Origin of the sequence: Roseovarius salinarum, assembly GCF_002834145.1 — a bacterium.
GTDB classification, from domain to species: domain Bacteria; phylum Pseudomonadota; class Alphaproteobacteria; order Rhodobacterales; family Rhodobacteraceae; genus Roseovarius; species Roseovarius salinarum.
The window spans coordinates 541,468-554,601 of sequence record NZ_PHNT01000001.1 but is presented as its reverse complement, the minus strand read 5'-3'; the positions used below and the strand labels follow the sequence as shown (position 1 = coordinate 554,601).

Annotated in this window: 12 protein-coding genes and 1 riboswitch; of the genes, 4 read left to right on the top strand and 8 right to left on the bottom strand. The window is 69.3% G+C overall.

Annotated features, from left to right (window positions below):
• Positions 1-73: 73 nt before the first annotated feature.
• The 4 genes from gcvP to CEF10_RS02810 form a co-directional block, all read right to left on the bottom strand.
• On the bottom strand, positions 74-2,923 hold the full coding sequence (gene gcvP / locus CEF10_RS02825) for an aminomethyl-transferring glycine dehydrogenase (protein WP_101065899.1): 2,850 nt from the start codon (positions 2,921-2,923) through the stop codon (positions 74-76).
• Between the two features lie 146 nt (positions 2,924-3,069).
• A complete protein-coding gene (gcvH, locus tag CEF10_RS02820; RefSeq protein ID WP_101065897.1) occupies positions 3,070-3,432 on the bottom strand; it encodes a glycine cleavage system protein GcvH in 363 nt (120 codons plus the stop codon).
• Between the two features lie 24 nt (positions 3,433-3,456).
• A complete protein-coding gene (gene gcvT / locus CEF10_RS02815; RefSeq protein WP_101065894.1) occupies positions 3,457-4,578 on the bottom strand; it encodes a glycine cleavage system aminomethyltransferase GcvT in 1,122 nt (373 codons plus the stop codon).
• 152 nt (positions 4,579-4,730) lie between these two features.
• Positions 4,731-4,817: riboswitch (glycine riboswitch) on the bottom strand.
• 31 nt (positions 4,818-4,848) lie between these two features.
• A complete protein-coding gene (locus CEF10_RS02810) occupies positions 4,849-5,301 on the bottom strand; it encodes an RrF2 family transcriptional regulator (RefSeq protein WP_101065892.1) in 453 nt (150 codons plus the stop codon).
• An 81-nt stretch (positions 5,302-5,382) separates the two neighbouring features.
• Between CEF10_RS02810 and CEF10_RS02805 the strand changes: the two genes are divergently transcribed.
• On the top strand, positions 5,383-5,964 hold the full coding sequence (locus tag CEF10_RS02805) for a gamma-glutamylcyclotransferase family protein (protein ID WP_101065890.1): 582 nt from the start codon (positions 5,383-5,385) through the stop codon (positions 5,962-5,964).
• 38 nt (positions 5,965-6,002) lie between these two features.
• Here the strand turns inward: CEF10_RS02805 and CEF10_RS02800 are convergent, their stop codons facing one another.
• The 3 genes from CEF10_RS02800 to CEF10_RS02790 form a co-directional block, all read right to left on the bottom strand.
• Complete coding sequence (locus CEF10_RS02800; RefSeq protein ID WP_157932943.1) at positions 6,003-6,575, bottom strand: hypothetical protein; 573 nt, start codon at positions 6,573-6,575, stop codon at positions 6,003-6,005.
• Positions 6,576-6,658: 83 nt separating this feature from the next.
• Positions 6,659-7,993 carry a glutamate--tRNA ligase gene (gltX, locus tag CEF10_RS02795; protein WP_101065886.1) on the bottom strand — a complete coding sequence of 445 codons (1,335 nt, stop codon included), beginning with the start codon at positions 7,991-7,993 and terminating at the stop codon, positions 6,659-6,661.
• Between the two features lie 70 nt (positions 7,994-8,063).
• Positions 8,064-9,398 carry an MFS transporter gene (locus CEF10_RS02790; RefSeq protein ID WP_101065884.1) on the bottom strand — a complete coding sequence of 445 codons (1,335 nt, stop codon included), beginning with the start codon at positions 9,396-9,398 and terminating at the stop codon, positions 8,064-8,066.
• 115 nt (positions 9,399-9,513) lie between these two features.
• Here CEF10_RS02790 and CEF10_RS02785 point away from each other — a divergent pair, with 115 nt between their 5' ends.
• The 3 genes from CEF10_RS02785 to ipdC all read left to right on the top strand — a co-directional run bounded on the left by CEF10_RS02785 (position 9,514) and on the right by ipdC (position 12,661).
• Entirely contained in the window at positions 9,514-10,446 is a 933-nt protein-coding gene (locus CEF10_RS02785) for an MBL fold metallo-hydrolase (protein WP_101065882.1), read from the top strand.
• 39 nt (positions 10,447-10,485) lie between these two features.
• Positions 10,486-10,878 carry a metallopeptidase family protein gene (locus CEF10_RS02780; RefSeq protein WP_101065880.1) on the top strand — a complete coding sequence of 131 codons (393 nt, stop codon included), beginning with the start codon at positions 10,486-10,488 and terminating at the stop codon, positions 10,876-10,878.
• Between the two features lie 145 nt (positions 10,879-11,023).
• A complete protein-coding gene (gene ipdC / locus CEF10_RS02775) occupies positions 11,024-12,661 on the top strand; it encodes an indolepyruvate/phenylpyruvate decarboxylase (RefSeq protein ID WP_101065878.1) in 1,638 nt (545 codons plus the stop codon).
• Positions 12,662-12,674: 13 nt separating this feature from the next.
• Here ipdC and CEF10_RS02770 read toward each other — a convergent pair whose 3' ends face one another.
• Positions 12,675-13,094 (bottom strand): DUF3592 domain-containing protein, encoded by a 420-nt coding sequence (locus CEF10_RS02770; RefSeq protein ID WP_157932942.1) that lies wholly within the window; start codon positions 13,092-13,094, stop codon positions 12,675-12,677.
• Positions 13,095-13,134 lie beyond the last annotated feature (40 nt).

The window sequence follows — 13,134 nt, the reverse complement described above, 5'->3', positions numbered from 1 at the left end:
AAAAGGAACCGGGGCGCATCAACGCCCCGGTCCATTTCTGTCCCGTCGCCCCGCGTCGCGGCCTTGCGCGGCATCACTCCGCCGCTTCGGCGTAGTCCTCGAGCGGCGGGCAGGTGCACACGAGGTGCCGGTCGCCGTAGACGTTGTCGACCCGCCCCACCGGCGGCCAGTACTTGTCCACCCGGAAGGCGCCGGGCGGGAAGCAGGCCTGTTCGCGGCTATAGGGCCGGTCCCACTCCTTCACGAGGTCGTCCATGGTGTGCGGCGCGTTCTTGAGCGGGTTGTTGTCGGGGTCCATCCGGCCTTCCTCGATCTCGCGGATCTCCTCGCGGATCGCGAGCATCGCGTCGCAGAACCGGTCGAGCTCGGCCTTGGTCTCGGATTCCGTGGGCTCGACCATCAGCGTGCCCGCCACCGGCCAGCTCATCGTGGGCGCGTGGAAGCCGCAATCGGTCAGCCGCTTGGCGATGTCGTCCACCGTCACGCCCGCGCTGTCGGAAAACGGACGGGTGTCGATGATGCATTCATGCGCCACCCGGTCGTTGCGGCCACGGTAGAGCACGTCATAAGCGCCCTCCAGCCGCTTGGCGATGTAGTTGGCGTTCAGGATCGCCACGCGCGTGGCCTGCGTCAGACCCTCGCCGCCCATCATCAGCACGTAGGCCCAGCTGATCGGCAGCAGCGAGGGCGAGCCGAAGGGCGCGGCCGAGACCGGCCCCTCGTCGCCGCCGGTCACCGGGTGGCCCGGCAGGTGCGGCACCAGGTGTTCGCGCACGCCGATGGGGCCCATGCCCGGGCCGCCGCCGCCATGGGGGATGCAGAACGTCTTGTGCAGGTTGAGGTGGCTGACGTCGCCGCCAAGGTCGCCGGGGCGGCTGAGCCCCACCATCGCGTTGAGGTTGGCCCCGTCGATGTAGACCTGCCCGCCATGATCGTGGGTGATCTGGCAGACCTCCTTCACCGTCTCCTCGAACACCCCGTGCGTGGAGGGGTAGGTGATCATGCAGCCGGCAAGATTCTCGCTGTGCTTTTCCGCCTTGGCACGGAAATCCTCGAGGTCGATGTCGCCGTTCTCGGCCGATTTCACCGTGACGACATCCCAGCCCACCATGTGGGCGCTGGCGGGGTTCGTGCCGTGCGCGCTCATCGGGATCAGGCAGACGTTGCGGTGCCCCTCGCCGCGTTCGCGGTGCCAGGCAGAGATGGTGAGAAGCCCGGCGTATTCCCCCTGCGCGCCCGAGTTGGGCTGCATCGAGATCGCGGCGTAGCCGGTGATCTGGCACAGCTTGGCGTTCAGGTCCTCGATCAGCTCGCGGTAGCCCTCGGCCTGGTCGGCGGGCACGAAGGGGTGCATCAGGGAGAACTCGCGCCAGCTCACCGGCATCATCTCGGCCGCCGAGTTGAGCTTCATCGTGCAGCTGCCCAGCGGGATCATCGCCCGGTCGAGCGCGAGGTCGCGGTCCGCCAGCCGACGCATGTAGCGCATCATCTCGGTCTCGGCCCGGTTCATGTGGAACACAGGGTGCGTGAGGTAGTCGGACGTGCGGTGCAGCGCCTCGGGCACGCGGTATTCGGGCGTGTAGTCATCGTCCTTCATCACGATGCCGAAGGCGCGCCAGACCTGCTCGATCGTGGCGGGCCGCGTACGCTCGTCCAGCGTGATGCCGATCTTCGTCTCGCCCACGCGGCGCAGGTTCACGCCCTCGCGCACGGCCGATTGCAGCACGCCGCGCTGGAGAAGCCCGACATCCACCGTGATCGTGTCGAAGAAGGACCCGGGCTCGACATGGAAGCCGGCCGCCTCGAGCCCCTTGGCCAGCCGCACCGTCTTGCGGTGGATGCGCTGCGCGATGGCCTTGAGCCCCTTGGGCCCGTGGAACACCGCGTACATCGAGGCCATGACCGCCAGCAAGGCCTGCGCGGTGCAGACATTCGAGGTGGCCTTTTCACGGCGGATGTGCTGTTCGCGCGTCTGCAGGGCCAGGCGATAGGCGCGCTTGCCGTGGCTGTCGACGCTGACGCCGACCAGCCGCCCCGGCAGCGCCCGCTTGTAGGCTTCCCTGGTCGCGATATAGGCCGCGTGCGGCCCGCCGTAGCCCATTGGCACGCCGAACCGCTGGGTGTTGCCCACGGCGATGTCGGCGCCCATCGCGCCCGGCTCCTTGAGCAGTGTCAGCGCCAGCGGGTCGGCGATGACGATGCCGATGGCCTTGTGCTCGTGCAGGGCGGCCATCTGATCGGAGAAATCGCTCAGGTGCCCGTAGGTGCCGGGATACTGGAAGATCGCGCCGAACACCTTGTCGACGGGCATGTCCGCGGGGGCGCCCACGATCACCTCGATGCCCAGCGGCGCGGCCCGCGTCCGCATGACCGCGATGTTCTGGGGGTGGCAGTTCTCGTCGACGAAGAACGCGGTGTTCTTCGATCTGGCCACGCGCTGCGCCATGGTCATCGCCTCGGCGGCGGCGGTCGCCTCGTCCAGCAGCGAGGCGTTGGCGATCTCCAGCCCCGTCAGGTCGCTGACCATGGTCTGGAAGTTCAGCAACGCCTCCAGCCGGCCCTGGCTGATCTCGGGCTGGTAGGGCGTGTAGGCGGTGTACCACGCCGGGTTTTCGAGGATGTTGCGCTGGATCGCGGGCGGGGTGACCGTGCCGTGATACCCCTGCCCGATCAGCGATGTCAGGACCTTGTTCTTGCTCGCCGTGCGCCGCATGTGGAACAACAGCTCTCGCTCTGACTTGGGCTTGCCGAAATCGAGCGGCGCGTCCTGCCGGATCGCCTTGGGCACCGTTTCCTCGATCAGCCCGTCGAGATCGTCCGCCCCCAGAAGCTCCAGCATCTCGGCCATCTCCTCGGGCGAGGGGCCGATGTGGCGGCGATTGGCGAAATCGTAAGGCAGATACTCGGTCGGCGTGAAAGGCATGGCATGCTCCTGCACTTTGGTGACGGGCCGTCGCGCGGCCCATTCGGCAACTCGTCCGGACGGCGCCGCGGGGCGCCGCAGAAACCTTCGCAAGTTCCTTGCCGAAACCCTTGTCCAGGAGATCCGGCCCGGCAACACGGGCGATGTCAGCCCACGAATTCCTTGTAGGCGGCCTCGTCCATGTAGTCGTCCATCTGGCTGGGGTCGCCGGGTTTCATCTTGAAGAACCAGGCGTCGCCCAGGGGGTCCTCGTTGACCTTGGCTGGATCGTCGACCAGCGCCTCGTTGACCTCGGTGATCTCGCCGTCCAGCGGGGCCAGGATGTCGCTGGCCGCCTTGACGCTTTCGATCACCACGATCTCGTCATCCTTGGCCACGTTGGTGCCGGCCTCGGGCAGTTCGACGAACACCACGTCGCCCAATTGTTCCGATGCGTGCTGGGTGATCCCCACCACGACGGTGCCGTCATCCTCGGGGCGCAGCCATTCGTGTTCCTCGGTGTATTTCATTGTCCCTTCCCTCGTTGTCTGCTGTCAGCGTTTGAACCGCGCGGGGACGAACGGCAGCGATGCCACGCGCACCGGCCGCCGCTTGCCGCGCACCTCGCCGTGCAAGAGCGTTCCCTCGACGGCGTGCTCGGCGGGCACGTAGCCCATGGAAACCGGCGCCTCGACACTCGGGCCGAAGGCGCCTGAGGTGACGTGCCCGACGGGCGAACCCCCTTCGGCCGCGGCAAAGAGCGGCGTGCCCTCGCGCATCGGCGCGCGGCCCTCGGGGCGCAACCCGACCCGGGCGCGCGGCGCGCCCCCTTCCAGTTCCGCGAGGATCCGCTCGGCCCCAGGGAACCCGCCCTCGCGGGCACCGCCGCGGCGGCGGACCTTCTGTATCGCCCAGGCGAGGCGGGCCTCGACCGGCGTCGTTTCGGTATCGATGTCATGGCCGTACAGGCAGAGCCCGGCCTCCAGCCGCAGGCTGTCGCGCGCGCCGAGGCCGACCGGCTCGACCGCATCGGCGGCCAGAAGCGCGCGCGCCAGCGCCGCGGCTTCGTCGGCGGGCACGGAGATCTCGTAGCCGTCCTCGCCGGTGTAACCCGAGCGGGAAATCCAGAGCTCGCCGAAGTCCGAGGCGAACACGCCGACGTCCATGAATCGCATCGCCGCAACACCGGGCACCAGCGCCTCCAGCACGCGCTCGGCCTCCGGCCCCTGCAGGGCCAGCAGCGCCCGGTCGGTGATCTCCTCGACGTCGCACCCCGCCAGATGCGCGCGCATGTGGGCGATGTCGTCGGCCTTGCACGCGGCGTTGACCACCGCGAACAGGTGGTCGCCGCGGTTGGCCATCATCAGGTCGTCGCGGATGCCGCCCGCGTCATTGGTGAAAAACCCGTAACGCTGGCGTCCCTCGGCCAACCCTTCGAGGTTGACGGGCACCAGCGCCTCCATCGCCCGGGCGCCGGCGGCGTAATCGTCCCCGCGCACGATCACCTGCCCCATGTGGCTGACATCGAACAGCCCCGCGGCGGTGCGCGTGTGCAGGTGTTCCTTCATCACGCCCAAGGCGAACTGCACCGGCATCTCGTAGCCGGCGAAGGGCACCATTCGGGCGCCCAGGTCCTCGTGCAGGTCCGCAAGCGGCGTGCGACGCAACGCGGTCATCCGGTGCCTCCGTCTGCTGGGCCGGCTGATCGCTGGGTCAGTCCGGCATCGTCGAAATGCGCGCTTGTCCGCGCGACGATGCCCCCTCTGTCCTTTCGCCTGAGATCGCTATCCCTTCGGCGGGTGCGCGGCGCACCTCTCTCCAGAGTTCGTTTGCCGGACAGGTCCCTGTCGCCTGAGAGTTTCCGGGGCGGTTGCTCCTTCGGCACCGGCATTGCCGGTTCTCCCTGTCGCGGCTTGCGCATACGCTAGTATGCCCCGCGGCCCGCTTCAACCCTGTTTCGGGCAGGCCTGCGGCAGAAACAGGTCGAACAGTTCCTCGTTGCCGCACACCAGCGCGTCGAGCGAGATACCGTCGAGATGGGAATAGAAAGCCTCGGCCGCGTCCGCGATGGCCAGTCTCAACCGGCAGGCATGCACCAGCGGACAGGTGTTGTCGACGTCGGCAAAGCACTCGGCCAGCGGCACGCCGGTCTCGAGCGCACGGAACACCTCGCCGATGGTGATCGCGTTCATCGGCCGGCCCAGCGCGATTCCGCCGTTGCGCCCGCGCTGCGTGCTGAGATACCCAAGCTGCGCAAGCTGGTTGATGACCTGCGCCAGATGGCTTTCGGAGGCATTGCAGCGGTCGGCGATCTCGGTCTTGGTGACCAGGCGATCCGAGTTCACGCCACAATACATCAGCACCCGGATGGCGATGTTCGTGCGTTTGGTGATCCGCATGGGGCCCCGTGCGCGTTGCTTGAATTCGGCGCATCCTGCTTGCTATCGGGACATGCAGGAATGACATAGATCAAGCGCACCGTGACAAGAGATACATCCGAGGCATATTTTTTCGGCTACGGCAGCCTGGTGAACCGCGAAACCCACGGGTTCGCGCAGGCACGGCCGGCCAGCCTGCGGGGCTGGCGCCGCGTCTGGCGTCACACGGCACTGCGGCCGGTGGCCTATCTGACGGTGGTGCCCGACTCCGCAACCCGAATCGACGGGCTGATCGCGGCGGTGCCCGCGGAGGACTGGGCGGCACTGGACGAACGCGAGGGCGCCTACGACCGCGTGGCGGCCGCGCACCAGGTGGACCATGGTCTGCCGCACCGACCCGAGATCGCGGTCTATTCCATCCCCGAGGGCAAGCACGGGCCGCCGGCGGACACGCATCCCGTGCTGCTGAGCTATCTCGACGTGGTGGTGCAGGGATACCTGCGCGAATTCGGCGAGGCCGGCGCGGCGCGGTTCTTCGACACCACCGATGGCTGGGACGCGCCGGTTCTCGACGACCGAGGTGCGCCGCGTTACCCGCGCCACGTGCCGGTCGACGCGGACGCGCGCGGCTTCGTGAACGACCGCCTGCGCGACCGTGGCGTGCGCCTCATCGAGGATTCGTAGGACGGCGCGCGTGTGACGCGCCGCCCCCGCCCTGCCGCCTAGCGGCAGGTGATGCTGCTGAACCCGTCGCAGAACGCCTGGTCGCAGATCTGGCCCGTCGAAAAGACCCGCGTCGGCGTGCTCGCCCCGATGTCGTGCGCGGGCGCGTAGCCGATGGCGCGGGAATATCCCTTGGCCCGGCAGAAGGCATCCGCCGCAGGCTGTCCGCATTCGGCGGCCCAACTGCGGCACCAGTCAAGCCGGTACCCGCCAAGCGAGGGATTGGTGAACTCCCGACTGGCGGTCTCGCGGCAGGTGATGCGGCTGAAGCCGTCGCAGAACGCCTGATCGCAGATCCGGCCGGTCGAAATCACCTTGGTGGGGGACGATGCCCCGATGTTGTGCGCCGGCGCGAAGCTGGTGGCACCGGGATAGCCCCGGGCCCGGCAGAAAGCGTCGGCCGCGGGCTGGCCGCAATCGGTGGCCCAGTTCAGGCACCAGTCCAGCCGGTGGCCCGAGATCATCGGGTTGCGGAACTCGGCCGCTTCCGCCGGTGCCGCGCCCCAGGGCAGGCCACCCAGACCGGCGGCCAAAACAATGCCCGCCACCACCCAATTGATCCTCGGTCGCATCCTCGATCCTCCGTGCATTACCAAGCGCAAGGCTACGGCGACGCGGATGCGGACACATTAACCCAGGGCAAGCCGGGGCGGGGTCAGGCGTTCTTTTCCAGGGCGCGGATGCGCTGCAGAAGCGGCAGCACCTGCGCCATGTCCGGGCCGTGGCTCTGCCCGGTCAGCGCCTTGCGCAGCGGCATGAACAGTGCCTTGCCCTTGCGCCCCGTCCGTTCCTTCACGGCGGCCGTCCATTCGCCCCAGGTGCCGGCGTCATGCGGCCCTTCGGGCAGCAACGCCAGCGCCTCGGCGACGAATTCGGCATCGGCGGGGTCGATCGCGGGCTCGGCCCCGTCGCGGAACAGGTGCCACCAGCCCTCGAGGTCGTCGAGCGTGGTGATGTTTTCGCGCGTGACCTCCCAGAACCGCTCGGCCAGCTCGTCGGGCACGCCGAGCGCGGCGATGCGCTCGCGCACCGCCTCGAACGGCAGCGTCTGCAGGTACCGCGCGGTCAGCGGGAACAGGTCGGCCTCGTCGAACTTGGTTGGCGCCGCGCCGAAGCGGGTGATGTCGAACCCCTCGATCAGCGACTGCATGTCCTCGCGCAGAACCACCGGGTCGGACGAGCCCAGCCGCGCCATCAGGCTCAGAAGCGCCATCGGCGCCACGCCCCGCGCGCGCAGGTCGCGCAGGCTGAGCGTGCCCAGCCGCTTGGACAGCGATTCGCCCTGCGCGCCGGTCAGCAGCGAATGGTGCGCGAAGGTCGGCACCGTGCCGCCCAGCGCCTCGATGATCTGTATCTGGGTCGCCGTGTTGGTGACGTGGTCGGCCCCGCGGACCACGTCCGTCACGCCCATCTCGGTGTCGTCCACGACGGAGGCCAGCGTGTAAAGCACCTGCCCGTCGCCGCGGATAAGCACCGGGTCGGACACGCTGGCCGCGTCGATCGACTGCGGCCCCAGAATCCGGTCGTCCCACTCGATGCGCTCATGATCGAGCTTGAAACGCCAGTGGCCGGGGCCGCGCTCGGCGCGCAGCCTGGCGCGGTCCTCGTCGGACAGCGCCAGGGCGCTGCGGTCGTAGACCGGCGGGCGTCCCCGGTTGAGTTGCTTGCGCCGCTTGAGCTCCAGCTCCTCGGGGGTCTCGAAGCATTCGTAGAACCGGCCCATCTCGCGCAGCCGGTCGGCAGCCGCGGCATAGCGATCCAGCCGCCGCGACTGCCGCTCGATCCTGTCCCAGGTCAGGCCGAGCCATTCCAGGTCTTCCCTGATCGCGTCGACGTAGGCCTCCTGCGACCGCTCCGGGTCGGTGTCGTCGATGCGCAGGATGAAGGTGCCCCCGGCCTTGCGCGCGATGAGGAAGTTCATCAGCGCCGTGCGCAGGTTGCCCACGTGCAGGTATCCGGTGGGCGACGGGGCGAAACGGGTGGTGGTCATCGGGCTTGGCTCCTCGGGTCGCCGGGCGCATGCCACGCGGGCGCGGGTTTGTCCAGACAGGCGCGGCCCGTCAGCCCTGCGTGGGCCACGCGCGGTGCTCGTCGTCGATCACGAAGACATGCGCGTGCCGCCGCTGTCCTCGGTGCGCACGAAGGTGCGGGTGATCGGGTGGCAGGTCGGGGTGGTCGTGCAGCGGCGCGCGGGGCAGGTCCGCCGGCCAGAGCAGCCGCGCCGCCACGACGCCCGCCAGCGCCACCGCCCCCAGCGCGAAAAGCGCGGCGTCCATGCCAAGCGCCTGCCCCGTCCAGCCCGCCAACGGATATGTCACCAGCCAGCAGGCGTGGCTCAGCGCGAACTGCGCGGCGAACACGGCCGGGCGGTCCTCGGGATGCGACGACCGACGCAACAGCCGGCCCGCGGGTGTCAGCACCGAGGCATAGAGAAACCCGGTGCCCGCCCAGACCAGCAGGAACACGGGCCACGCCGGCAACCCCCGCACCGCGAGGGCGGCGCCCAGCAGAAGCGTCGCGGCGGCAAGCCCCTGCGCGCCCGCCAGCATCACGCGCCGGTCGGGCACACGCTCCAGAAGCCGCGGCAGCATCAACGCGGCGCTCATCGACCCCGCGCCAAAGGCGGCCATCGCGACGGCCAGTGCGCGTTCGCCGCCTGCGTAGCCCGCACGCACCAGCACCACCGTGTTGACCAGAACGAAGGCGCCGGCGGCCGCCGCGGCGAGGTTGAGCGCCAGCAACCCCCGCAGCCGCGGCGTGCGGATGTATATCCGCAGGCCCCGCACCAGCCGTTCGCGGAACGGGCGCCGGTCGCCGCCCGGCGCAAGGCGCGGCACGGCGGCGACCGCCACCAGCAGGGCGGACCCTGCGAACCCGGCAACCGTGCCCAGGAACAGCCAGCTGTAGCTCATCACCGTCAGCAGCAGCCCTGCCAGCGCCGGGCTCGTCAGGTTCTCCAGGTCATAGGCCAGCCGCGACAGCGACAGCGCGCGGGTGTAATCCTCTTCCCGTGGCAGCACGTCGGGGATCGTGGCCTGGAAGGCGGGGGTGAAGGTCGCCGAGGCCGACTGGAGCACGAAGATCAGCACATAGACCTGCCAGACCTCGGTCACGAACGGCAGGCAGAGCGCCACCGTGGCGCGCACCGCGTCCGCGCCGACCAGCACGGCCTTGCGCGGCAGGCGCTGCGCCACGGCCTGCGCGACGGGCGACAGACCGACATAGGCCACCATCTTGAGCGTGTAGGCGGCGCCGAGCACGAGCCCCGCGCGTGCGCCGGCAAGGTCGTAGGCCAGAAGCCCCAGCGCCACGGTCAGAAGCCCGGTGCCGACAAGGGCGATCACCTGCGCGGAAAACAGCGCGGCATAGGTGCGGTTGGACAGCACGGCGAACATGGCGACGAGTCTAACGCCGCGCGGGACGTCACAACACCGTGAGGCGCCGCCACGGCCCGACGCGGCGTGTTAGGCTCCCGCTACGGATTGTACTGCAAGACGAAAGGCATTCTGGATGACGCACCCCGTTTCCCTCGGTCGCCGGGCGCTCCTGGGCGGCGCCGCGGCCCTGCCATTGACCGCCGCGCTGCCCGGCCTGCTGAACGCCGCTGCGCCCATGCAGGGGCCTGCCACGACCCGGTTCAAGCGTTTCCGCCTCGGCGCGTTCGAGGTGACGACGCTGCTGGCGGCCAGCCGGACGGTGCCCGACCCCCACGGCATCTTCGGACAGAACGTGAGCGACGAGGCCTTTGCCGAAGCCTCGCGCGCGGCCCGCATCCCCACCGACCGCGCGCAGTTCTTCTTCACGCCCACCGTCGTGAACACCGGCGCCGAACTGATCCTGTTCGACACCGGGCTGAACGCCGATGGGATCACCGGCGCGCTGGGCGCGGCGGGATACGACCCCGGGCAGGTGGACACGGTGGTGATCACGCACATGCACCCCGACCACATCGGGGGGCTGATGAAGGGCGGGGCGCCGACCTTCCCCAATGCCCGCTACGCCACCGGCCGGGTGGAGTACGACGCCTGGGCCGGCATGGACAGCGACGGCTTCGACGCCAAGGTCCGCCCCCTGGCCGACCGCATGGCGATGCTCGAGGACGGCGACAGCGTGACGGGCGGCATCAACGCCATGGCGGCCTTCGGCCACACGCCGGGCCACATGACCTTCATGCTCGAAAGCGAGGGACGGCAGATGCTGATCGCCGCGGACTTCGCCAACCACTACGTCTGGTCGCTGGCGCATCCCGACTGGCAGGTGAAGTTCGACATGGACGACGAAAAGGCCGCCGCGACCCGGCGCCGCTTGCTGGACATGCTGGCATCCGAGGGCATGCCCTTCGTCGGCTACCACATGCCGTGGCCGGGGACGGGTTACGTGGAAAGGAACGGCGCGGGCTATGCATACACGCCGACCAGCTACCAGTTGATGCTGGACGGCTGAGGGCTTCCCTTCGCGGCGCTGGCGGGCCATATCGCGGCCATGTCCGCGCCGCCCGACCTGACCCGAATCGATGAAATGGCCCGCGAGGCGATCGCGCAACTGCCCGAGCCCTTCCGGTCGGCCGCGGCGGAGGTCGCGTTGCGGGTGGAGGATTGGCCGCCGCAGTTCATCCTGCACGAGCTCGGCATCGACGACCCCCTTGAGCTGACCGGGCTCTACGAAGGGGTGCCGATGACCGAGAAATCGATCGCCGACCAGCCCATCGCGCCCGATACCGTCTGGCTTTTCCGCCAACCGATCCTCGCCGAATGGCGCGCGCGCGGCGACGTGAGCCTCGGGCGGCTGGTCGTCCATGTCACGGTACACGAGTTCGCGCATCACTTCGGCTGGTCCGACGACGACATCGCCACCATCGACCGCTGGTGGGAGTGAGCGGGACCGCGGGGCGACAACCGCACGCCGGCGCCGGGCCGCTCACGCCGGCATGAGTATTTGGGGCAAGATGAAGCCCGGCCCTTTCGGGGCCCGCAGCCCGCGCGTTATGGTAGGGGTATTACGACACGGAAAGGTTGCCGCCATGTCCCAGACGCTCGCCACGGCCCTTTTGCACGCTCTCAAGGCGCGCGGCGCCGACCGGATCTTCGGCATCCCGGGCGATTTCGTCCTGCCCTTCTTTCGCGTGATCGAGGAAAGCGGGATCCTGCCGTGGCACACGATGAGCCACGAGCCGGGCGTGGGGTATGCCGCCGACGCGGCCGCGCGGATCAACAGTGCGCCGGGGGTCGCGGTGATAACCTATGGGGCGGGGGCGCTCAACATGGTCAACGCCGTGGCGCAGGCCTATGCCGAGAAGTCGCCGCTGGTCGTGATCTCGGGGGCGCCGGGCACCGGCGAGGGCAAGCTGGGGCTGAACCTGCACCACCAGGTCAAGACCCTGGATTCCCAGCTGCAGATCTACAAGGAGCTGACCTGCGCACAGGCGGTCCTGGACGATCCCGAGACCGCGCACGAAGAGATCGCGCGCGTGCTGGACGCGGCGCAGGATTACGCGCGCCCCGTCTACATCGAGATCCCGCGCGACCTTGTCGGCGCCCCGTGTGCCCCGGTGCCGCCCCGCGACCCGGGCAGGCCCGACCGCGAGGCCGCCCGTGCCTGTGCCCGCGAGATCCTGGACAGGCTGCGCGGCGCGCGCGACCCGGCGGTCCTGGTAGGGGTCGAGGTGCGCCGCTACGGGCTGGAGGGCAAGGTCGCCGAGTTGTGCCGCAGGCTGGGGTTGCCGGTGGCCACCAGTTTCATGGGCCGCGGGCTTCTGGCGCGGCAGGACGTGCCGCTCAGGGGCGCCTACCTCGGTTCGGCGGGCAGCGAGACGGCGGCGCGCTGCATCGAGGGATCCGACGGCCTGCTGATGCTGGGCGTGATCCTGAGCGACACGAACTTCGGCGTCTCGGGGCGCAACATCGACCTGCGCAACGCGATCCAGGCCTTCGACCGGCAGGTCGCGTTTCGCCATCATACCTATCCCGAGGTCACGCTCGAGGCGCTGGTCGACGCGCTGACGGAACTGGCCGAGCCGGTGGGGCACGCGGCCCGTGCCAATGAGGGCCCGGACTATCCGCGCGGGCTGCCGGACGACGCCACGCCGCTGGCGCCCAGCCATGTCGCCATGGCGGTCAACGACCTGTTCGACGCGCATGGCCGGCTGCCGATCGCCACCGACATCGGCGACTGCCTGTTCACGGGCCTGGAGATCATGGACACCGAGTTCGTCGCGCCGGGCTACTACGCGTCGATGGGCATCGGCGTGCCCGGGGGCATGGCCATTGCCGCGACGATGGCGCGAAGGCCCATCATCCTTGTGGGCGACGGCGCATTCCAGATGACCGGCTGGGAGCTGGGCAACTGCCGCAAGTACGGCTGGGCGCCGATCGTCATCGTGTTCAACAATCTCAGCTGGGAAATGCTGCGCGTGTTCCAGCCCGGCCCGGCCTACCACGACCTCGACGACTGGCATTACGCCGAAATGGCGCCGCACCTGGGCGGGCGCGGCGTGCGCGTCCACACCTGCGCCGAGTTGAAACAGGCGATGGCCGATGCCTATCGCGACGACAGCCGCTTCCAGCTGATCGAGGCCATGCTGCCGCGCGGCGAGACATCGCAGACGCTTGCCCGGTTCGTGGGCGCGGTGCGCGAGATGTCGGCGCTGAGCGAGGAATAGGCGCGCGGCCCGGTCAACCGGGGTTGCGGCGACGCCATTCGAATCCGATCAGCCCGCCGGCGATCAGCACCCCGCCCAGCAGCCGGCCCACCCAGACCGGCGCCATGTTGGAGCGGTTGACGACGCCCGTCTCGGACGGGTCGTCGGGCATCACCCAGACCTCGATCCTGTCACCCACCGACCAGGCATCGTGGTTGTTGGCGCCGATCGGCACGCCGCGGGCGCGATGCGTCTCGCCCTGCAGATCGAAGGTGTAGTCGGCCGAGAAATCCGCCGAATCGGTGCCGATCATGTCGGCGTGCAGCGCCTCGATCCGCGCCTGGGTGCGCACGCTTTCGCGGGCGATGCGGGCCTCTTCGTCCGCGCGCCAGTCCATGATGACGATCAGCGCGATCCCGGCCGGGACCAGCCAGAGAAAATCCCGGGCTCTCATGTTGCCGTGGGCCATTTCGCACGTCCCGTGTTGCCGCGTC